The sequence below is a fragment of the Pseudomonas sp. 102515 genome (genome assembly GCF_031085165.1).
GTDB lineage: Bacteria > Pseudomonadota > Gammaproteobacteria > Pseudomonadales > Pseudomonadaceae > Chryseomonas.
Window position 1 is genome coordinate 598,470 of the sequence record NZ_JAVHTY010000004.1, and the last position, 20,448, is coordinate 618,917.

At 66.0% G+C, this 20,448-nt stretch carries 22 protein-coding genes; 11 read left to right on the top strand and 11 right to left on the bottom strand.

The features are described 5' to 3' along the window. Positions 1-13: 13 nt before the first annotated feature. Positions 14-712, bottom strand: a complete 699-nt coding sequence (folM, locus tag RCF34_RS18375; RefSeq protein ID WP_308709446.1) for a dihydromonapterin reductase — start codon at positions 710-712, stop codon at positions 14-16. 96 nt (positions 713-808) lie between these two features. Further along, the gene (locus RCF34_RS18380) at positions 809-1,369 is read right to left on the bottom strand and encodes an antibiotic biosynthesis monooxygenase (RefSeq protein WP_308709448.1); all 561 of its coding nucleotides are present in this window, start codon (positions 1,367-1,369) and stop codon (positions 809-811) included. Positions 1,370-1,589: 220 nt separating this feature from the next. On the opposite strand from RCF34_RS18380, the gene RCF34_RS18385 reads away from it, so the two are divergent. The 3 genes from RCF34_RS18385 (at position 1,590) to RCF34_RS18395 (ending at position 3,217) form a co-directional block, all read left to right on the top strand. Beyond that, positions 1,590-2,039, top strand: a complete 450-nt coding sequence (locus RCF34_RS18385; protein WP_308709449.1) for a flavodoxin — start codon at positions 1,590-1,592, stop codon at positions 2,037-2,039. Between the two features lie 112 nt (positions 2,040-2,151). Next, on the top strand, positions 2,152-2,535 hold the full coding sequence (locus RCF34_RS18390; RefSeq protein WP_308709450.1) for a CidA/LrgA family protein: 384 nt from the start codon (positions 2,152-2,154) through the stop codon (positions 2,533-2,535). After that, the gene (locus tag RCF34_RS18395; protein WP_308709451.1) at positions 2,528-3,217 is read left to right on the top strand and encodes an LrgB family protein; all 690 of its coding nucleotides are present in this window, start codon (positions 2,528-2,530) and stop codon (positions 3,215-3,217) included. The genes RCF34_RS18390 and RCF34_RS18395 overlap by 8 nt, the downstream gene beginning before the upstream one ends. Here the strand turns inward: RCF34_RS18395 and RCF34_RS18400 are convergent. Further along, the gene (locus tag RCF34_RS18400) at positions 3,214-4,020 is read right to left on the bottom strand and encodes a transglutaminase family protein (protein WP_308709452.1); all 807 of its coding nucleotides are present in this window, start codon (positions 4,018-4,020) and stop codon (positions 3,214-3,216) included. The two genes, RCF34_RS18395 and RCF34_RS18400, sit on opposite strands and share 4 nt — an antisense overlap. Positions 4,021-4,227: 207 nt before the next feature. Here RCF34_RS18400 and RCF34_RS18405 point away from each other — a divergent pair, with 207 nt between their 5' ends. Further along, positions 4,228-4,695, top strand: a complete 468-nt coding sequence (locus RCF34_RS18405) for a phosphate-starvation-inducible PsiE family protein (protein WP_308709454.1) — start codon at positions 4,228-4,230, stop codon at positions 4,693-4,695. Between the two features lie 75 nt (positions 4,696-4,770). Here the strand turns inward: RCF34_RS18405 and RCF34_RS18410 are convergent, their stop codons facing one another. Continuing rightward, positions 4,771-7,386: a DEAD/DEAH box helicase gene (locus RCF34_RS18410; protein WP_308709455.1), complete on the bottom strand. Its 2,616-nt coding sequence runs from the start codon at positions 7,384-7,386 to the stop codon at positions 4,771-4,773. A gap of 124 nt (positions 7,387-7,510) precedes the next feature. Between RCF34_RS18410 and RCF34_RS18415 the strand changes: the two genes are divergently transcribed. Beyond that, complete coding sequence (locus tag RCF34_RS18415; protein WP_308709456.1) at positions 7,511-7,681, top strand: hypothetical protein; 171 nt, start codon at positions 7,511-7,513, stop codon at positions 7,679-7,681. A gap of 114 nt (positions 7,682-7,795) precedes the next feature. On the opposite strand, the gene pyk is transcribed toward RCF34_RS18415, so the two are convergent. Beyond that, positions 7,796-9,247 (bottom strand): pyruvate kinase, encoded by a 1,452-nt coding sequence (gene pyk, locus RCF34_RS18420; RefSeq protein WP_007162037.1) that lies wholly within the window; start codon positions 9,245-9,247, stop codon positions 7,796-7,798. 196 nt (positions 9,248-9,443) lie between these two features. On the opposite strand from pyk, the gene RCF34_RS18425 reads away from it, so the two are divergent. Both RCF34_RS18425 and RCF34_RS18430 read left to right on the top strand, forming a co-directional pair. Continuing rightward, positions 9,444-9,830 (top strand): tol-pal system YbgF family protein, encoded by a 387-nt coding sequence (locus RCF34_RS18425; RefSeq protein WP_183632836.1) that lies wholly within the window; start codon positions 9,444-9,446, stop codon positions 9,828-9,830. Positions 9,831-9,886: 56 nt separating this feature from the next. After that, positions 9,887-10,249 (top strand): PilZ domain-containing protein, encoded by a 363-nt coding sequence (locus RCF34_RS18430; protein ID WP_026083800.1) that lies wholly within the window; start codon positions 9,887-9,889, stop codon positions 10,247-10,249. Here the strand turns inward: RCF34_RS18430 and RCF34_RS18435 are convergent. From RCF34_RS18435 to RCF34_RS18445, 3 genes are read right to left on the bottom strand one after another with little or no spacing between them, the layout of a single operon-like run. Further along, complete coding sequence (locus RCF34_RS18435) at positions 10,234-11,031, bottom strand: hypothetical protein (RefSeq protein ID WP_308709457.1); 798 nt, start codon at positions 11,029-11,031, stop codon at positions 10,234-10,236. The genes RCF34_RS18430 and RCF34_RS18435 overlap by 16 nt on opposite strands. Then, positions 11,028-12,023 (bottom strand): MoxR family ATPase, encoded by a 996-nt coding sequence (locus RCF34_RS18440; RefSeq protein ID WP_308709458.1) that lies wholly within the window; start codon positions 12,021-12,023, stop codon positions 11,028-11,030. Before RCF34_RS18440 ends, RCF34_RS18435 begins: the two co-directional genes overlap by 4 nt. After that, the gene (locus tag RCF34_RS18445) at positions 12,020-13,222 is read right to left on the bottom strand and encodes a DUF4350 domain-containing protein (RefSeq protein WP_308709459.1); all 1,203 of its coding nucleotides are present in this window, start codon (positions 13,220-13,222) and stop codon (positions 12,020-12,022) included. Before RCF34_RS18445 ends, RCF34_RS18440 begins: the two co-directional genes overlap by 4 nt. Positions 13,223-13,330: 108 nt before the next feature. Here RCF34_RS18445 and sbcB point away from each other — a divergent pair, with 108 nt between their 5' ends. Continuing rightward, positions 13,331-14,776 (top strand): exodeoxyribonuclease I, encoded by a 1,446-nt coding sequence (gene sbcB / locus RCF34_RS18450; protein ID WP_308709460.1) that lies wholly within the window; start codon positions 13,331-13,333, stop codon positions 14,774-14,776. Between the two features lie 262 nt (positions 14,777-15,038). Here sbcB and mvaT read toward each other — a convergent pair whose 3' ends face one another. Beyond that, positions 15,039-15,422, bottom strand: coding sequence for a histone-like nucleoid-structuring protein MvaT (gene mvaT / locus RCF34_RS18455; protein ID WP_308709461.1), 384 nt, complete (start codon positions 15,420-15,422; stop codon positions 15,039-15,041). Between the two features lie 300 nt (positions 15,423-15,722). Between mvaT and purU the strand changes: the two genes are divergently transcribed. After that, complete coding sequence (gene purU / locus RCF34_RS18460) at positions 15,723-16,574, top strand: formyltetrahydrofolate deformylase (RefSeq protein WP_308709462.1); 852 nt, start codon at positions 15,723-15,725, stop codon at positions 16,572-16,574. Between the two features lie 13 nt (positions 16,575-16,587). After that, the gene (locus RCF34_RS18465) at positions 16,588-16,779 is read left to right on the top strand and encodes a hypothetical protein (protein ID WP_374941203.1); all 192 of its coding nucleotides are present in this window, start codon (positions 16,588-16,590) and stop codon (positions 16,777-16,779) included. Here the strand turns inward: RCF34_RS18465 and RCF34_RS18470 are convergent. Both RCF34_RS18470 and nadC read right to left on the bottom strand, forming a co-directional pair. Continuing rightward, positions 16,767-16,988 carry a hypothetical protein gene (locus RCF34_RS18470; protein ID WP_308709464.1) on the bottom strand — a complete coding sequence of 74 codons (222 nt, stop codon included), beginning with the start codon at positions 16,986-16,988 and terminating at the stop codon, positions 16,767-16,769. The two genes, RCF34_RS18465 and RCF34_RS18470, sit on opposite strands and share 13 nt — an antisense overlap. 118 nt (positions 16,989-17,106) lie before the next feature. Continuing rightward, positions 17,107-17,955, bottom strand: a complete 849-nt coding sequence (nadC, locus tag RCF34_RS18475; RefSeq protein ID WP_308709465.1) for a carboxylating nicotinate-nucleotide diphosphorylase — start codon at positions 17,953-17,955, stop codon at positions 17,107-17,109. A 285-nt stretch (positions 17,956-18,240) separates the two neighbouring features. Between nadC and RCF34_RS18480 the strand changes: the two genes are divergently transcribed. After that, positions 18,241-20,427 carry a DUF1631 domain-containing protein gene (locus tag RCF34_RS18480; protein ID WP_374941204.1) on the top strand — a complete coding sequence of 729 codons (2,187 nt, stop codon included), beginning with the start codon at positions 18,241-18,243 and terminating at the stop codon, positions 20,425-20,427. Positions 20,428-20,448: the final 21 nt, after the last annotated feature.

A 20,448-nucleotide genomic window follows, 5' to 3' on the forward strand; every position in this document is an offset into this window, starting at 1 on the left:
CGGATTCCTCTTGCTAGCGGCGGCCGTGGCGCAGGTGGCGCCCGCCGTTGACGGTGAAGGTACTGCCGGTGGCGTACTGGGTCGACAGCAGATAGAGCACGGTATCGACGATGGGATCGGCGCCGGGTTCGAAATCCAGCAGCGCCTTGCCCAGGGTCGCCTGGCGATAGGCCTCGTCGGCGCCTTCCTTGAAGATCAGTAGCCCCGGCGCGATGGTGTTGACCCGCACCCTGGGTGCCAGGGCTTCGGCAAAGGACAGGGTCAGATTGTGCAGAGCGGCCTTGGTGGCGGCGTAGCCGATGTGGTTGCGGCTGCCACGTGTGGCACTGTCATCGCCGATATGGATGATGTCGGCCCGTGGTGCGGCCAGCAGCAGGTCCTGCAGGCCCAGGTTGAGGTGGTAGGGCGCTTCCAGATGCAGACGATAGAGCCGCCGCAGGTTTTCCAGGCCGTCTTCGGCCCAGACCGAGGCGTTGTGCACGATGCCGCGCAGCGCCGGATGGCGTTCATGCAGCTGCTGCAGCAGAGTGTTGCGCTGTGCCTCTTCCGCCAGATCCACCTGATAGGCCTCGATCTCCAGCTCACGCAAGAGGCCCGGATCGTCGCGATAGACGGCGATGACGGGTTGGCCCTCCGCCAGCAGCCGGCGGGTCAAGGCGAGACCGACGCGGCGATTGGCGCCGGTGACCACAAGGGGAAGGGTTGCGGACATGAGGGTACCCGATCCTGATGAGCGAAGCGGCCAGGGTGCTGGCCGCGGCTATTGTACGCATTCGACGCGTCAGGATGCAGGCCGATCCGTGCTGGCCTAGCGGGCGCTGCCCCGCCAGTCGTTGGCCCGCGGCGAGGCGTTGTGCAGCCAGCCCCTCAGCGCCCGGGTGATCAGGGGGATGAAGACGCAGACCATGACCGGGGTGAGGATCAGGGTGCTCAGCAGGATGCGCGGCAACAGCGGCAGATGCGCCAGGTAATCACCGAAAGCGGCATTGAACAGCAGCGAGATGGGAAAGAACGCCAGCCAGACGGCGATGCTCTGTTTCCAGCGCGGCGGCGGCTGGATGCCCGCGCCGAACCAGTCGTCCATGCCCTGGGCACGCCGTGCCAAGGGCGCTTCGAACAGGCCCTGGCCACGCTCCAGCCAGAGGCGCCGCGTCTCCGAGTGTTCCCAGGCGTCGAGGGTCTGGGGACAGGCGAAGCGAAAGATGATCTGCACCAGGTTGTCGCCTGGCGGTGGGGTCAGGACCCCCGAACCGAGATAGCCGGGATACCCAGTGGCCAGGGCTTCGCCTTCGCGCAGCCAGATCAGAAACGCATCGTATTGGCCGGTCGCGACGCGCCGCGCGACCATGAGGGTAACAGGCTGATTCATGCTCTAACTCCGGGCGATCGGGCCGGATAGGCCGGATGCCGTCACGCCGCCGGGTAGGCGGACAGGTGGCGAAGACGCCTGGGGTAGCAGGCGGCGCTAGCATAACAAGCCTTGAGACCCTTGGCTGCAGCCGGGGTTGCCACCGGAGCCGTCTTGCTGACGGAGCGCCAAGCCGGGCCGCGCCAGGCATACTGGACGGAACTCCACGCAAGAGGTCCGTATGAAAGTCGCACTGTTGAATGGCTCGGTCTATGGCACCGCGGAAGATATCGCCCGGCAGGTGAAGGCGCGCTTGACCGCGGCAGGCCATGAGGTCTGGCACCAGCCCAATGCCGATCTCGCCAGCCTGGAGGCCTTCGCGCCCGAGGCCTTGCTGGCCATTACTTCCACCACCGGCATGGGCGAATTACCCGCCAACCTGGAATCCCTGTATTTCCAGCTGCGCGATCGGTTGCCGCCCTGGTCCGGACGGCCCGGCGCGGTGCTGGCCCTGGGTGATTCCAGCTATGGCGACACCTATTGCGGCGGCGGCGAGCTGATGCAGGAGTTGTTCGCCGAACTGGGGCTGCGCGAGTTGCTGCCCATGCTGCGCATCGATGCCAGTGAAACGGTCACGCCGGACGAAGATGCCGAGCGCTGGGTCGCCGAGGTCATCGCCGCCCTGGGCTGATCTTGCCCAGGCAGCAAAGCTGCTTTACCCGTGCTGATCCCGCCGCCTGGCCCGGGTCGCTGTCCTCGTCCCCTCGGCCTCGGTATCCTTGGGCGCCTGATGAAGATTTGAGATGGAGCCCTGGGTGAATAGATATCTGCGCCTGGCTCTGGAGCTGTGCGGATTGGGCGCGCTGTGGGGCGTGGGTACCTGGCTGGCCACCTATTTCGCCTTACCGGTACCGGGCGGCGTGGTGGGCCTGGCCATGCTGTTGGTGCTGCTGGCCACGCGCATCGTCGAGCCCGAGTGGTTGCAAGGCGGCGTGCGCCTGCTGCTGGGTGAGATGCTGCTGTTCTTCATTCCCGCCCTGCTGAGTCTGCTCGACTACGGCCCGCTGCTGCGGCAGGAGGGCGTGCGCATCCTGCTGGCCATCCTGCTCAGTACCGTGCTGACCATGGTCGCGACCGCCTATACCGTGGACTGGATGTTCCGCCGCCGGGGACGTCGCGATGCTTGATCTGCCCGGACTCTGCTGGCTGCTGCTGACGGTGGCGGGTTATGCGCTGAGTCGGCTGCTCTATGCCCGGCTGCGCTGGTATGTGGTCAGTCCGATCATCTTCGTCACGGTGCTGCTCTATGCCGCCACCCTCTGGCAGCAGGTGAGCTATGCCGAATACGCCCACTACAGCCATTGGCTGATCACCCTGCTGGGGCCAGCGACAGTGGCCTTCGCCGTGCCGATCTGGCAGCAACGTCGCTTGCTGGCACGCTACTGGCAGGCGCTGCTGGCCGGTCTCTGCGTCGGCAGTGGCGTGGCCATAGGCAGTTCCTGGCTGCTGGCCCGGCTGATGCTGCTCGATGACCGGGTGCTGCTGTCCATGCTGCCGCGCTCCATCAGCACTCCCTTCGCCATGCCGATGTCGGCCACCGTGGGGGGCGTCCCCGAGTTGACCGCGGCCTTCGTGATGATCACCGGCCTGGGTGGCGCCATCCTCGGCAGCCTCCTGATCAGGCTGTTGCCGCTCAAGTCGGCCCTGGCCCGCGGTGCCCTGTTCGGCATGGGCGCCCATGGCGTGGGGACCAGCAAGGCCTATGAGGTCGGTCTGGAGGAGGGCACCGTGGCCGGCCTGGTCATGGTGCTGGCCGGCCTGAGCAATCTGCTCGGCGCTCAGCTGGTGCTCTGGTTGCTGCGTGGCTAGTGCAGGGTGGCGGAAGGCGCGCCGAGTTGCGCCAGCCGTCGTCGCACCTGCTCGCGTTCGGCGTCGTCTTCGCTGATCAGCAGGGCGTGCTGCAGGTCGTAGCGTTCGGCCTGGGGGCAGTCGAGTTGGCGGTACAGGTCGGCGCGCGCCAGGTGATCGATGACACCGGCCGCGCCCAGCTCGATGACCCGCTGGGCATCCTTGAGCGCTGCCAGCGGCTGGTCGCCCTGGCGATGCAGCTCACGCAGATTGCGCGAGAGTCGCTGCATCATCTGCCGCGGACCGAGGGGCGCCAGATAGCTCGCCTGCAGTTGCGCGGTGGGACCGAACTGATCCACCAGGAGTTGGCGACAGTCGTTCATGTACAGGCGGCGACCGCCGAAGGGGTCGAGCAGATGATCCGCGCCCGGCACGCGCAGCAGGAAATGCCCGGGAAAGCCGATGCCCTGCAGGTCGATCTCCAGGCGCCTGGCCAGTTCCAGTGCCACCAGGGCGATCGACAACGGTTGGCCGCGCCGCCGCGCCAGAACTTCGTCGAGCAGGGCGGCGGTGGGGTTCAGGGGCCACTCGGCCGTGCGAAAGCCGGCATCGCACAGTTGCCGCAACAAGGCCTGAGCACGCTCGGAGTGACTGGCATCGCCATCGAGGGTGGCGACCAGGCGCAGCGCCAGATCGTCCAGCGAGTGCAGCAGGGCCGGCGGATCGACCTGGTCATGGTGCTCGGCCGCGATCCACAGGGCGGCTTCCAGCAGCCGGGGATCGGGCCGGTCCAGGCAGGCGAGGCAGGATAGACGCGCGTCCACAGTAGACTCCAGAGCCCTCGAGGGCTTTTCCTCAGGTTTTAGCCTGCCAGCGCCGGGCCGTCCAGTCTGCGACAGTTGCGCACTGGTCGGCGGTCCGGCTTCTCGCTATAAGAGCGGCTGGTGCCAGAGCAATCTTGAGAACGGGAATTTCAACATGGACGAGTCGGCGAGTGGGTGTATTCGGGCGCGGGGAAGGGGTGGCAGACCATGAAATGGGCAGACAGCGGTCGCAAACGCATGCACGACGGGGCGAACTCCCTCGGCAACCTGATGGTGGAAGGCTTCCACTACTTCGGCCTGTTCGCCATCGGCGCGGCCACGGCCTGGGCCTCGGTGATGGCCTTCATGGGCATGGTCGACAAGGGCCAGGCGAGCATCGATGACATCCTGCTGCTCTTCATCTATCTGGAGCTGGGTGCCATGGTCGGCATCTACTTCAAGACCAACCACCTGCCCATCCGGTTTCTGCTCTATATCGCCATTACTGCCCTGACCCGCTACCTGATCGGAGATGTCTCTCATCATCGGCCGCCGGATGTCGGACTGCTGTATCTCTGCGGTGGGATCTTTCTGCTGTCGCTTTCAGTGCTGGCGGTCAGAGTCGCTTCGAACAAATTTCCTTCCAGCAAGGTGCTCGATGCGACGGGTGATGTGGTGGGCGAGGGCGACAAGTAGCTAGCGCAGCCCCTATCGGCTCTGCTCCTGGCGACGCGGCTGGCTGCGCCGTCAGGATGACCAGCCGGCTGGAGCCTAGCGGTCCAGTGGCGCCAGCAGCTGGGCCAGGTCGCTTTCGGTCAGGCGCCAGTCGCCACCGTTCTCGCTGAGGATACCGGCGCTCAGGCGGGCCTTTTCCTGCTGCAGCTGCTGGATGCGTTCTTCCAGCGTACCGCGGGCGATCAGCTTGTAGACGAACACCGGACGATCCTGGCCGATACGATAGGCGCGGTCGCTGGCCTGCTGCTCGGCGGCCGGATTCCACCAGGGATCGAAGTGGATCACCGTGTCCGCCGCCGTCAGGTTGAGACCGCTGCCGCCGGCCTTGAGGCTGAGCAGGAACACCGGCACCTCGCCATTCTGGAAGCGCTGCACCGGGGTGCGCCGATCCCGGGTTTCGCCGGTCAGGGTGACGTACTCGATGCCGCGCTGGTCGAGGTCGGCGGCGATGAGATCGAGCATGCTGGTGAACTGGGAGAACACCAGGACCCGACTGCCGCCGGGGAGCAGGGCGTCGAGGCGCTCGTTCAGCGCCGCCAGTTTCGCCGAGGGCTTGGCCACACTGGCGTCTTCGTGGGGCACCAGGCGCAGATCGCAGCAGACCTGACGTAGCCGCAGCAGGGCATCGAGGATCAGCAACTGGCTGCGACCGATGCCCTGACGGGCTATCTCGGCGCGGACGCGTTCGTCCAGCAGCAGCCGCAGGTCTTCGTAGCGCTCGCGCTGCGCCGTGCTGAGCTCGACCAGCTGGACGATCTCGGTCTTGGGCGGCAACTCGCTGGCGACCCGCTGCTTGGTGCGGCGCAGCATGAAGGGCCGTACCCGTGCCTTGAGCGCGGCCAGGCGCTGCACATCGCCTTCGCGTTCCACGGGGATGCGATAGGCCTGCTTGAAGCCCTTCTCGTCGCCCAGCCAACCGGGCATCAGGAAGTGGAATTGCGACCAGAGTTCGCCCAGGTGGTTTTCCAGCGGCGTGCCCGTCAGGCAGAGGCGATGGCGGGCGCGCAGGTGGCGCGCCGCCTGGGCGGCCTTGGTGGCGGCGTTCTTGATCGACTGCGCCTCGTCGAGTACCTGCAGGTGGAAGTCGTAGCCAGCCAGGCGCTCGGCGTCGCGAGGCAGCAAGGCATAGGTGGTGAGCACCACGTCGTGCTCGGGAATCCGCTCGAAGCGACTGCTGCGGGCGCTGCCCTGCAGGGTCAGCACGCGCAGGCCGGGGGCGAAGCGGGCGATCTCGTCCTGCCAGTTGGGGATCAGGCTGGTGGGCATGACGATCAGCGCCGGCGCCGTCAAACGACCAGCGGCCTGTTCGACGAGGATGTGCGCCAGGGTCTGCAGCGTCTTGCCCAGGCCCATGTCGTCGGCGAGGATGCCGCCCACGTCCAGTTCCCGCAGTGCTTGCAGCCAGGCCACGCCGTCGCGCTGATAGGGGCGCAGCTCGGCGTGCAGGGTGTCCGGCAGGACGACGGGCTCGGCGGCATAGCTGCGCAGACGCTCGGCGAAGCTGCGCAGGCGTTCACCGCCTTCCCATTCCAGCGGCAGGCGCTCGTCCAGCTCGGCCAGGCGCGCGGCGTCCAGGCGCGGCAGGCGCAGGGCACGGTCATGGGTGAGGCGGTCGGTGGCATAGAGCTCGCCGAGGATCTGCAGGATCGGCTTGAGCCGACCCAGGGGCACGGCGACCCGTTGCACCCGGCCCTGCTGGCCGGCGAGGCGCGGAGGATCGATGCGCAGCAACACGGGTTCGTCGTCGGCGCGCTTGGCCAGCATCGCCGGCTCGTACTGGGAAGGTTCGCGGCGCAGGGCGTCGATCAGCAGCGGAATCAGACTGACGCGGCGCTGACCCAGGCGAATGCCCAACTCGACGTCGAACTGGCCGTTCGCAGCGGTCGAGTCCTGCACCTCTTCGAGGTGACCGTACCAGCCTTCCACCGGTGTCAGGTCGAAGGTGAATTCGGGATGGGCCTCGATCTGCCAGCCGGCTTCGCGCAGACCGGGGATGACCTGCTGCACGAACCTGAGCCAGGCGAGGTCGTCCGGCAATTCGAACATCTCGCCACTGTCGTCGGGCAGTGCGGCGCTGCGCCGAGTCGCCAGGCGCAGGCCGTGATCGAGCAGCGTCTGCCGCCAGCGTTGTTCGGCCGGCAACTGGCGCGCGGGATAGTCGGCGTCCGGAATCCGCGGCGGGGCGCCGAACAATCGCCGCGGGCCATAGGCGAAGGCCAGGGCGGCGCGATGGCGCACCGTAGGTCGCATCTTGCCGATGTGCCGGTCGTAATCGATCTGGGTATGGCTGCCGAGGGTCAGGACCGGTTGCGGCAGCTCCGGATTGGCAACCGGCGTGGCCGGCAAGTCGGCCTCGCTGCGTTGCAGCCGTTCGAGCTCGATGAGCGCGGCGGCGGCATGCTTGCAGTTGCGGCCGACCGGGCAGGTGCAGCGGGCGTCGACCCGCCAGGCGGTCTCGCCCGCGCGCAGGCTGATCGCCTGCCGATAGGCCGGTCCGGCCGGGCTGCTGCACTCGGCATAGAGCTGGCCCCTGGCCGCCGAGCGCAGCTGTACCAGGCCATCCAGCGCCAGGCGCCGGCCGCGCTCGTAGTTGCGCTCCGTGAAGGCGCCTTTCCAGTCCTGCCACTTGAGCCGTTCGAAACGTAACGCCATCGTTCACCCAGGCTGTTCGCACCAAACCGGCTATTCTGCCACAGTCCGGTAGACGCTCGTCGGACTCCCTTGATCTATGTGAGAATGAGAATATAGTGCATTTAACAGGATGAGGAGCGAGACGATGCGTGAACAGCCGTTAGCCAGCGTAGCCCTGATCACGGCCAGCCGCCTGGAGGCCCGACGGGAAGGGCGCTTGCGCTCGTTGCAGCGCTGCATCCTTATCGCTTGCAGCCTGGGGGTGCTCGGCGCGGCCGCCTTGCACCTGGCGTACCTCGCCCTGGGTGGTTTCTAGGCCAGCCAGGTCTTGCCTGGCTCTGGCGATCTTTCGTCCTGCCCAAAAAAAGCCCCGAACAGTGGCCTGTCCGGGGCTTTTTCGTCAGTACCGGTCAAGGACCGGCGGCAGGGATCAGACCAGCAGATCGCCTACGCGGTACATCTTCATGGTGTTGGTGCCGTCACGCTTGGTGTAGCTGTCGCCCTTGGTGAGGATGACCCAGTCGCCGTGCTCGACGATGCCGCGCTTGAGCAGCTCGTCCACCGCCGCCTGGCTCACCTTGTTCGCCGGCATGGTGGTCGGGTCGAAGGGGATGGTGTGCACGTTGCGGAACAGCGCGGTGCGGGCCTGGGTGGCGCGGCTGGACGCGAAGGAGAAGATCGGCACCGAGGAGCGCAGGCGCGACATGATCAGCGGGGTGTAACCGGTGTCGGTCAGGCTGATGATGGCCTTCACGCCGGGGAAGTGGTTGGCCACGTAGATGGAGGCCAGGGCGATACTCTCGTCCCAACGGGTGAAGGTATGGCCCAGGCGGTGGCTGGACAGCTTGCTGGTGGGTTGCTTCTCGGCACCGACGCAGACGCGCGCCATGGCCTTGACCGCTTCCACCGGGTACTGGCCGGCGGCGCTCTCGGCGGAGAGCATCACGGCGTCGGTGTTGTCCAGCACGGCGTTGGCCACGTCGGAGACTTCCGCTCGGGTCGGCATCGGGCTGCTGATCATCGACTCCATCATCTGGGTCGCGGTGATCACCGCCTTGTTGAGGCGACGGGCGTGGGAAATGATGCGCTTCTGGATGCCCACCAGCTCGGCATCGCCGATTTCCACGCCCAGGTCGCCCCGGGCCACCATCACGGCGTCGCTGGCATGGATCAGGCCGTCCAGGGCTTCGTCGTCGGCCACGGCTTCGGCACGTTCGATCTTGGCCACCAGCCAGGATTTGCCGCCGGCGGCTTCCATCAGGCGCCGGGCTTCGTGCATGTCTTCGGCATCACGCGGGAAGGACACGGCCAGGTAGTCGACCTCCATGGAGGCGGCCAGCTTGATGTCTTCGCGGTCCTTGTCGGTCAGCGCAGGGGCGGTGAGGCCGCCGCCACGCCGGTTGATACCCTTGTGATCGGACAGCGGGCCGCCGATCAGGGTGGTGCAATGCAATTCGGTGGCGGTCATGCCTTCCACACGCAGGACCACGCGGCCATCGTCCAGCAGCAGTTCGTCACCTACGCGGCAGTCGGTGACCAGGCCCGGGTAGTCGATGCCGACCACCTCTTCGGTGCCTTCGGTGCGGGGATGGGCGATGGACAGGCGGAAGGGATCGCCGACCTTGAGTTCGATGCGCTTGTTGACGAACTTGGCGATGCGGATCTTCGGACCCTGGAGGTCGCCGAGCAGGGCGACATGGCGACCGTGCTTGGCGGCGAGATCCCGTACCAGCTGACCACGGGCCCGGTGCTCGTCGGGCGTTCCATGCGAGAAGTTCAGGCGGGCGACGTCGATGCCGGCGATGATGAGCTGCTCGAGGACTTCCGGAGAATTGCTGGCCGGGCCGAGGGTGGCGACGATCTTGGTACGGCGATAAATCATGCAGTCTTTCCTTTAGCGGATTGCAACCATGAGTCGGCGCCTCAGCGCCGAGTCGACGTAGAACACGAAGCGCACCTCATTGTAGCGCTGTCGCGTGGCCAGCACATGACGGCTTTTCGCAGCGCTGTCACACCAATGGTCGTTTGCCCTCAAGAAGCGCTCCCCGGCGCCGATCTAGCGAGCAGGAGGACTTTCCATGCGCCCTTATCTCTGCCTGTTCCTGCTGTTCGGCCTGACCGGCTGCACCAGCGTTTCAATGAATTCCTATCTCGACGCCGCCTACAAGTCCTATGCTGAAGGCGACTGCACCAATGCCCTGCTGCAGATATCCCAGGCCGAGCGCAAGGGTCGCGCACGCCCCTGGCTGCAGCCGGAATTCTCCATGCTGCGTGGCCAGTGTCTCGAGCAGCAGCAGCTGTACGCCGACGCCGCTCAGACCTATCGTTTCATCCAGGCCCGGTTTCCGGCCAGCGAATACGCCTTTCGGGCCCAGGCCCGACTGGACACCCTGCGCCAATTGGGGCTAGATGGCGGCACGGCCGTTGCGACGCCCCAGCCGGTGCGAAAACTACCGCAGCGCTGAGCTTTCCGGGACGTTGGCGGTAAAGTGGCTTTACCGTGTGCAGGATGAATCGCACCATGACTCAGAATCGTCGTATCGAGCGCCACCAACTGCCCTACTACCTGAAGGTATTCAACCGCTTCACCGACAAGCCCATGGGCTACATCGGCAACATCTCCCGCGAGGGGTTGCTGATGATCAGCCAGCTGCCCATGCTGGTGAATGCGCGCTTCGAACTCCGGTTGAAGATTCCGGGGCAGGACGGTCAGCTGCACTTCGTCGACTTCGATGCCCGTTGCCAGTGGAGCCACGAAGACGTGACCCCGGGCAATTACGATTCCGGTTTCAGCGTTGCCGAGCCACCGGCCGAATTCGCCGAGCTGATCGGGGTGCTGCAGCACTATTTCACCTTCGGGCGCCTCTCTCAGTCGGCGATCTGATCCGGGTCGCCGGCATTCCAGAGCTGCACCAGGCGGGTCTGCAGATCCGCCGTCGCGCTGGCAGGCAGCCAGCGGATGTCCCTTCTCTCCAGGCGCGCGGCCAGTCGCTCGCCCTGTCTCCTGGCCTGCCAGGCCTCGGCATAGCGGCGGGCGTCGCGCCAGGTACGGATTTCGTCAGGCTCTGCCATCTCCTCCAGCGCGGTGTCGACCAGCCAGAGCTGCAGGCCGCGTCGGCCCAGATCCAGGCGGCCGAGCCAGGCCACCCTGTCTTCATCCAGTGGCGCCATGACCACCAGGACACTGCCGGGTTGCGCCTGGCTGCAGAGCCGCGCCAGCGCCGCCTTGAGATCAGCCGTCGCGCCTGGGACCGACCGCGGAAGGACAGCGGGCCTCAGGGGGCGAGCGGGCGTGGCGGCCGCCAGCAGGCGCAGCTCGGGATCGAGGCCGTAGAGCCGCAGCTCATTGCCGCTGGCCGCCAGCGCCTGCCAGAAGCCCAGCGCCTGTTCTCGGCTTCCGCGCCCGTCGGTCTTGGCCAGTCCCGTGCTGGCGATCAACAGCTGCAAAGGCGTGTTCGCCCGCAGGCGTGCCCTGACGGCCTGCGCGATGAGCGGCGAATGTGCCCGGGTCTTCCGCCAGTGCCGGCGCTCCAGCAGGGCCAGCCCCAGGAGCAGCAACGCCCCTGCGGCCGGCAGGGCCTGCCAGCGCGGAGGCGCCAGCCAGCCCAGGGTCAGGCCGAGCAGCGCCAGGGCGACCAGCGCCAGGGGTAGGCAGCGCTGGATCATGGGCGCGGTGCCGGACACTGTCCCAGCAGCTTGAGGATCTGGCCATCCAGGCTGTCGCCCTCGAATTCGCGTTCTGGCGTCAGCCGCAGCCGCGGCCGCAGCACGGCGGGCAGCAGGGTGCGCACATCCTCGGGCGTCACGCTGTTGCCACCCCGCAGGAAGGCCTGTGCCTGGGCCAGGCGCAGCAGGGCCTGCCCGGCGCGCGGCCCGGCGCCCTGCTCGAAGGCCGGCCATTCCCGGGTGAGACGGATCAGGCGCACGGCATGCTCGAGGACCGGCTCCGCGACCGGCAGGCCGGCCACCAGTCGCTGCAGGGCTGGCAGATCCCGAGCCTGCAGCAACGGGCGCAGGGCCGCGGCTTCCAGGGGATCGCCGTGACCCTGCTGGATGGCCTGGCGCAGGGCGGCGAGCTCCTGACCCTCCGCCGGCCACTCCAGTCGCAGGTGCACGAGAAAGCGATCCCGCAGCGCCAGTGGCAGATCGCTGCCCGGGGTATGGGTGGCGATCACCATGAAGGGCGCCGGCAGGGGCACCGGGCGACCGCCCAGACTCAGCTGGCGGCCCTGCAGGGCGTCGTCCAGCAGCTGGAGGACCGCTGGCGGCGCCCGGTGCAGGTCTTCGAGCAGGACCAGGGGATTGAACAGAGGGCCCCGCCGCAGACGGGCACTGTCGCTGCCGACGTCCGTGACGATTTCGCCGGCCACCTCGGCAGGGGTCAGGGCGGGATGACAGTGCAATCGGGCGAAACCGGCGTCCAGGCTGGCCGCCAGGGCGCGGGTCAGCAGCGTCTTGCCGGAGCCGGTCGGACCTTCCAGCAGCAGGTGACCGCCGGCCAGCAGCGTGGCGAGCAGCCCGTCCACGGCGGCGTCCTGCTGCGGCAGCACCTTGAGCAGGGCCAGCCGCAGAGCCTGCAGTCGGGTCAGGGCGCGGGCCTTGACGCCGGTGTCGCCAGCGTCCACCGGAGTGGCGTCAGGAGGGGAACTGTCGGTCATCGGGAGTCCTCGGGAGCGGGGGGCGCCACAGCCAGGTGCAACAGGCGCAGCTGGACGATGCGGCGGGTGAAGTCGCGGGCGGAGAGGCGCGCCGGGCCAGGCCGCATCGCCTCGCCCACCACGCGGGTGCTCAAGCCGCTCAGACGCGCAAGATATTGCCAGCGCTCGGCCACGCCTTGGTCGGCGAGTTCGGGGCGGCGGCGGTGCACCTCACGCTGGATATCTCGCTGCAGGGTGGCGATCAGTTCGGGCCAGCGTTCGGCATCACGCCGTGGAGCGGGGTTTGCCCGCCGACGTCTCAGCCAGACCCCCGCCGCCAGTGTCAGGAGCAGAAGGGGCAGGCCATAGCGTTGCAAGGCGTCCAGCCACCGGGGGATGGGCGGCGCCGGGGCGATCAAGGTCACCGGCGCGCCCTGGGTGAGGTACCACAGCAGCCAGGCATTGTCGTACTGGGCGAGGTGGGCGTTGCTCCAGAGATCGGTGTCCGACAGCAGGGTCACGCTGCCGTCGCCCCAGGGCAGCATCAGCATATGGGTGGCGCTGGCGCTGCTGGCCCAGGCCACCGCCTGATCACCGACATCGAACAGATGCCGGCTGTCGTCGAAGCCGAGGTAGGCGGGGGCGTCGTCCTCGGCGAGATAGAGCTGGGTCAGGTTGGACCAGAGCGGCAGCGCCATGATCGGCGCGGCGGCCCCTCCCAGCTCGCGGGTCGGCATGGGACGAACGCCCAGGGTCGCGCTGAGCGCCAGGGTGCTGTCATCGGCGATGGCCACCAGATGGCCGCCCGCTTCGACCCAGTCCAGTAGCGTCTGGGCCTGAGCCTCCGCAAGGGGCGGATTGCCGGCCAGCCAGAACCTGACGTCCCCGGCCGGCAGCTCGGCGAGTTGCTCGGGTCGGCCGCGCTGCACCCGGCTGCCGAAGTGCTGCAGGTAGGCCGCGGCTAGCGCCTGGGGATCGGCGCTGTGCATGGTGGCGGCGAATTGAGTGGCGGTCTGCCGCGCTGTCCGGCTGTCGAGCCCCTGATGGGTCAGGCGCAGGCTGGCCGGGCCGCTGTCGGACTGCGGCGGCAGGGGACAGGACAGCGGCTCCTGCTGCGCGAGGCAGGCCAGGGACAGGGTCAACGCCCAGACGGCCGCGCCCAGGCGTACGCCGATACCTCGGCACCTGAAGCGAAGGGAGAGCCGATCGACTGAACGCATGGGCGGAGAGAATACGCGGTAGACGGGCGCCAGAGCCTAGCGGGTGCGGGCGCTCGGGAGCAAGGCACACGACGATGCTAGACTGCGCCGATTCTAGGGGAGGGTGGTGTGACGCAAAGTATCTTCTGGTACGACTTCGAGACCACGGGGATCGATCCACGGCGGGATCGGCCGCTGCAGGTGGCCGGGGTGCGTACCGATCTGGAGCTCAACGAAATCGAGGCGCCGCTCAACCTGCATTGTCAGCTGAGCGAGGATGTCCTGCCCCATCCCGCGGCCTGCCTGGTCACCGGTATCCTGCCGGCCACCCTCCAGCGGCTGGGGCTGCGTGAGCGCGACTTCGTCCAGCGTCTCCACGAGGCGTTGCGGCGTCCCAACACCTGCGCGGTCGGCTACAACAACCTGAGATTCGACGACGAAATGGTACGGCACAGCCTGTACCGCAACTTCCACGATCCCTATGCCCGCGAATGGCAGCAGGGCAACAGTCGCTGGGATGTGCTCGGCCTGGTCCGGGCGCTCTATGCCTTCCGCCCGGAGAGCCTGAGCTGGCCGCAGGACGCTGAGGGCGTTTCCCTGCGCCTGGACCGTCTGACCGTCGCCAACGGCATCGAACACGCCCAAGCCCACGACGCCCTGGGGGATGTCCGCGCGACCCTGGCCCTGGCGCGTCTGGTCAAGCAGCGGCAGCCAAGGCTCTATGACTATCTCTGGACGCAGCGCCAGAAGAAGGCGGCGCTGGCACGCATTCGCCTGCTCGAACCCCTGTTGCACGTCTCCGGACGCTTCAGCGCCGAACGGCATTTTCTCGCGCCCGTCCTACCGCTGGCCTGGCATCCGGTCAATCGCAACGCGCTGATCGTCTGCGATCTCGGCCTGGCGCCGGAGCCGCTGCTGGAACTGGATGTCGAGACCCTGCGTGAACGCCTCTATACCCGGCGGGAGGCGCTGGCCGAGGGTGACCTACCGGTGCCGCTGAAGCTGGTACAGATCAACAGGTGTCCGATTCTGGCGCCCTTCAACGTCTTGCGCCCTACGGACACGGAGCGGCTGCAATTCGATCTGGCCGCCGTCTGGCGCCGCGTCCGCCAGTTGCTCGACCAACGTGCGACCTGGCAACCCAAGGTGCAGGCGCTCTATGCCGAGTCCTCCAATTTTGCCACTCAGGAACAGGATGTCGAAGCGAGACTGTACGACGGTTTCATCGGCTCCGAAGAACGGCAACTCTGCGAACAAGTTCATCAGTGTCCGGCAGAGCAACTTGGCAGCCGGCCGTGGCCCTTCCAGGATGAGCGACATCCAGAGTTGTTCTTTCGCTATCGTGCGCGCAACTTTCCCGAGTTGCTGACCGCGGAAGAGGGGGCTCGCTGGCGACAATTCTGTCGGCAGCGCCTGCTGGGTGAAGAAGGTCAAGGCCATATGACCTGCACGCAGTTCATTACCCTGGCCGAACAACTGCGGCGTGAGGTGGCCATCGAGCGGGTACCGATTCTCGAGGCTTGGTCCGCCCATGTTCGGGCGCTGATGCAGCGGTTGGATGATCCTGCTGCCTGAAATGGCTAATGACAGATATGGCTCCGCGACGTTTTCTAATAGAAAAGGACGTGCACAGCCACGAGTCTCGCGGCCAATGACCGCAGCTTAGGCCGAGAAGGATGTTGCTTGGGCAATAACAAGGCGCTGCGAACGGTCGCGCCAGCGGAGTATCGAAACCAGTGATCGGCGTTTAGGGGTTAGCCGGCTGCGCAACCGGCAGGTTGCGCTAACCGTCTGCCGCGCAGGCAAAAAAACGCCGGCTAGCCGGCGTTTTTTCTGATCAATCCAGCAGCGTTGCCCAGGATTCGACGTCGTCCGAACCCCACTTGGCTTTCCACTCTTTCAGCGTCTTGTGATTGCCGCCCTTGGTTTCAATCACTTCGCCATTGTGCGGATTCTTGTATTGCTTAACTTTACGGGCGCGCTTGGGCGTACTGCCACCGCTGGCCTTGGGAGTGCGGGTCTGGCGTGCGGGCTTGGCTTCAGTGTCGAGAATGCCGATGATGTCACGCAGGGATTTCTGATACTCCCCCATCAGCGAACGGAGTTTCTTTTCGAATTCCAGCTCGCGCTGCAGTTTGTCGTCCTCTTGCAGCGACTTCAGGCGCTCCTGCAATTCCTTGATGGCTTCTTCGGTCTGACGATATTCATTGATGAGCGACATAAACGGCCTTTGTTCTGAGTGATGCAGAGATGAAAGTCTGGATCGATCATAGATTGGCTATCGGGATAAGTAAACTGCCCGCATGACCGCCCGATAATTAAGGAGGCATTCGTCGCAACAACGTTCTTGCCAGAAGGCGGGCAACTTTCAGCCGGCCGGCAGTGGAACTTGTCGGCCCTTACTTGTCCTTTGCAAAGTCTTTACCCTCGCCGTGCAGGCGCGCGCCGTGGCGCCTTGCGCCGCTCGACGCTGCAGGCGACTGCGCCTAGAATGCAGCCCCTTTTCGTTCGAGGTTGTGCTATGCAAACGTTTCGTCTGGTGATCGCCTGTCCGGACGGGGTAGGTATCGTGGCCAAGGTCAGCAACTTCCTGGCGACCTATAACGGCTGGATTACCGAAGCGAGTCATCATTCGGATACGGAGAGTGGCTGGTTCTTCATGCGCCATGAGATCCGCGCCGATTCACTGCCCTTCGATCTGGCCGGCTTCCGTCAGGCCTTCGCGCCCATCGCGCGGGAATTCTCCATGCAGTGGCGAATCACCGATTCGGCCCAGCGCAAGCGCGTGGTGTTGATGGCCAGTCGCGAATCCCACTGCCTGGCCGACCTGCTGCACCGCTGGCACAGCGGCGAGTTGGACTGCGAGATCCCCTGCGTCATCTCCAACCACGACACCCTGCGCAGCATGGTCGAGTGGCACGGCATTCCCTTCTTCCACGTGCCGGTCGATCCCGCCAACAAGCAGCCGGCCTTCGACGAGGTGTCGCGGCTGATCGATCTGCACCAGGCCGACACCGTGGTCCTGGCGCGCTACATGCAGATCCTGCCGCCGGATCTCTGCGCGCGCTATGCCCACCAGGTGATCAACATCCACCACAGCTTCCTGCCGTCCTTCGTCGGCGCCAAGCCCTACCACCAGGCTTCGCAGCGTGGCGTGAAGCTGATCGGCGCCACCTGCCACTACGTGACCGAAGAGCTGGATGCCGGCCCGATCATCGAGCAGGACGTGGAGCGCGTCAGCCACAGAGACAATGTCGAGGACATGGTGCGGCTGGGCAAGGACGTCGAGAAGATGGTGCTGTCCCGTGGTCTGAGATACCACCTGCAAGAGCGGGTCATGGTCCATGGCAACAAGACCGTCATCTTCGACTGACAGGGTCTCCCCAGTGACTGCTCCCGGTACCGCGGAGCAGCCACCGCGTCTGGGCGAGGGTTGCCTGGCCCGCTATGACCTGCAGGCCATGACGACAGAAGGCGGCGCCGACTTCAGTGCTGCCGCTGCGCTCTGGCGGCACCTGCAGGCACGGCAAGAGCACGGGGGCGCCAGCAGGGATACGGACTCGACTCAGCTGTCCTGAGCGGTGGACTCGGCGCTGGTCTTGGCCTTGAGATCGGCGATCTTGCGTACCTCGGAGGCGAACACCTCGTCCTGCACGGTCGGCCGTTTCTTCCAGGGTTTGCGGTCGGGCTTGGGTTGAGCGGCGTAGGTGACGATTTCGCCACCGTAGACATCCTGATAGCGCTGGGCCTGGCGTTCCAGTTCAGCGCGAAGTTGATCTTTGGTCACGGGTTCGATCTTGTTCGAGTGTCGCGAGAGGCGAGCGGTCGTCAGGACCGCTCGAAGCCGGTGCGCAATGGGCGCGGCTGCGGAGTCTAGCCGCCGCGAGGCCCTTTGCCTATCCTGCTCAGTTCAGGATGCGCATGGACAGGTCGACGGCCTTGACGTCCTTGGTCAGGGTGCCGATGGAGATGTAGTCGACACCGGTCTGGGCGATGCCGAGCAGGGTGTCCTGGTTGACGCCTCCCGAGGCCTCCAGCTTGGCCCGGCCCGCGGTCAGGGCCACCGCCGTGCGCATGTCGGCCAGGCTCAGCTCGTCCAGCATGACGATGTCCGCCCCAGCGCTCAGGGCTTGTTCCAGCTCGCGCAGGTTTTCCACCTCGACTTCCACCGGACGCCCTGGCGCCAGTTGCCGGGCGGCGGCCACGGCCTGGGCGATGCCACCACAGGCGGCGATGTGGTTTTCCTTGATCAGGAAGGCGTCGAACAGCCCGATCCGATGGTTGTAGCAGCCGCCGCAGGTGACCGCGTATTTCTGGGCGCGGCGCAGGCCGGGCAGGGTCTTGCGGGTATCCAGCAATCGCACGGCGGTGTCCTGCACCAGATCGGCATAGTGACGGCAGCGGGTGGCGGTGCCGGACAGCAGCTGCAGGAAGTTCAGGGCGCTGCGCTCGCCGGTGAGCAGGGCGCGCGCGGGACCCTGGAGTTCGAACAGCACCTGGTCCGGCGCGACCCGCTCGCCATCGGCCACCTGCCAGCGGACCTCCACCGCGGGATCCAGCACCCGGAATACCTCGTCGACCCAGGCCGTCCCCGCCACCACCGCGGCGTCGCGGGTGATGATCCGCGCCCGGGCCTGTTGATGAGCGGGGATCAGACCCGCCGTGAGGTCGCCACTGCCGACGTCTTCGCGCAGCGCGGCGGCGACATTGTCGGTGATGACCTGGGCGAGATCGGCAGGGATGGCGCTGGACATGAAAAGACTCCGAGAGGGGCTGCGGGAGGCGAGCGGGCAACTTTAGGGCAGGTTGACGATCTGAGATAGACAACGTTGAATTATTTGAAGGGCAGGCACTGACTGACAGGTGCCTTGTGAACCCTGTCATGTACTGTGCAGATGCCGATTGGTCGATGCCTTAGCAGAGCAAATAATGGCACATCGACAACGTTTCACCTCGCGGCCAGGGCGGCCAACGTTGTTCAATGCTCCTGTAGTGGAACGCGATTCAGCCGAACGCAAGAACGGTTGTGGGAGGCGGTGGTGCAGAACGACGTAAACGTAGTTCATTTCAAGGCGCTCGGGGAGTCTTCTTCCCGATTGCCCGCAGTGCTTTTGCCGGTCAGGGATCGCGCCGCTCAGCGACTCAATGCCTCCTTGCAGCAGCTGTTCGACAACGCCGACGATGCACTGTTTGAAATGGCGGATCGGGCTGGCAGCAACCAGGAACAAAGTCTCTACTTCGAAGCGATGCGCGACCTGCGACTCAGACGCAAGAGCATTGAGCGCAGTTTTCTCCAGCAGTATTTCGAGCGCTTCGCGGCGCTGAACAACCTGGTCGGCAGCAAGCCGGAAATGCGCTTGGACAGCGTCTCCTACGAAGACCTCAGCCTGGTGCAGAACGATGCGCTGGAAGAGAGCGTCGCCGTGGACACCATGGTGGCCAAGGCGCTCAGCAACAACGCCATGGCCATCAGCCACCTGACCATCAGGTTCAATACCCAGCTGTCGAGCAAGCTGGACGACTCGACCCATCCGCTGGGGCCGCGGCGACTGTGCGAGGCCTTCGTCGAGGCCTGTCGCGATCTCGATACCGACATCAAGGTCAAGCTGATCATCTACAAGCTGTTCGAGCGCTTCGTGCTCAACGGTCTGGGTCAGCTGTATGCGGAATCCAATCGTCAGCTGGTCGATGCGGGCGTACTGCCCCAGCTCAAGGCCATTCCCCAGCAGGTGCCGAGTCGCTCGGCCAAGGGCTACAGCGGACGCACGCCGGCTCACGTCAACGGCGAGGACGAGGGCCAGGAGCTCTTCGGCACCCTGCAGGGCCTCCTGGCCCAGCTGCGGACGCCGACCAGTGCGGCCCTGGGGGGCGCAATGGCCGCGGATGAAGGCGCCGCGAACGGTGATGGCCAGGTCATCACCAGCTATGACCTCATGCGCTTGCTGTCCCATCTGCAGCAGCAGATCTCCAGCCAGTCCCTGGATGGCTACGACCTCAAGGCACAGCTGGGGGTGGCCCTGGGCCGCATCAGCGAGCGCTCGGGTCGAAAGCGCGTGGTGGGGCAGGTCGACGAAGACGTCATCAACCTGGTGGCGATGCTGTTCGAATTCATTCTCGACGACCTCACCCTGCCGGACTCGCTCAAGGCGCTGATCGCCCGCCTGCAGATTCCCATGCTCAAGGTCGCGGTCCTCGACAAGACCTTTTTCAGCCGTGGCAGCCATCCGGCCCGGCGGTTGCTCAACGAGATCGCTGCCGCTTCCCTGGGCTGGGGCGAGCAGAGCGATCTGCAGCGCGACGGCCTCTATCAGAAGATCGAGCAGATCGTGCAGCGCCTGCTGTCCGACTTCGTCGACGATCCGGAGATCTTCGCCGAGCTGCTGGCCGACTTCATGGCCTACGTCAGCGATGAACAGCGGCGCAGCGAGCTGCTCGAACAACGCACCCGCGATGCCGAGGAAGGCCGGGCGCGCGCCGAGATCGCTCGGCTGCAGGTCGAGCACGTCCTCAGTCAGCGCCTGCAGGAACACCAGCTGCCAGCCGCGGTGCAGCGCGTCCTGCGCGAGGCCTGGAGCCAGGTGCTGCTACTGACCTGCCTGAAGCAGGGCTATGATTCCAGCGAATGGCGCGCAGCGCTCAAGACCATGGACGATCTGATCTGGAGCATCCAGCCGCACCACGACGTGGCGTCGCGTCAGCGCCTGCTGGAGATGGTTCCCGGTTTGCTCAAGGCACTGCGGGAAGGCCTCGCCAGTGCGGCCTTCGATCCCTTCTCCACCTCCGAATTCTTCACCGAACTCGAGTCCCTGCACGTCCAGACCTTTCAGCAGACCCGTCCCGAACTGGCGGATGCGCCGGCGGATAAGGAGGTCGCGGTACCGACAGCGGCGCCCGCTGACGAACCCTTCGAGGTGCCGAGTGCAGGTGAGCGGATCACCGGGCTGACCAGCGATTCCCTGGAGTGGGTGGATGCCCTCTCGGTGGGCGCCTGGTTGGAGATTCAGGACATCGAGCAGAAGCTGCGCTGCAAGCTGGCTGCGGTCATCCGACCCATGGGTCGTCTGGTGTTCGTCAATCGGACCGGCATGAAGGTGCTGGATCGCACCCGTGAGGAACTGGCGCTGGATTACCAGGAAGGTCGGGTACGGCTGCTGGACGATGCCCTGCTGTTCGACCGGGCCATGACCTCGGTGATCGGCAACCTCCGGGGCCAGTCATCGTCCTGAGTGTTCTGCGCAAAGCAAAAA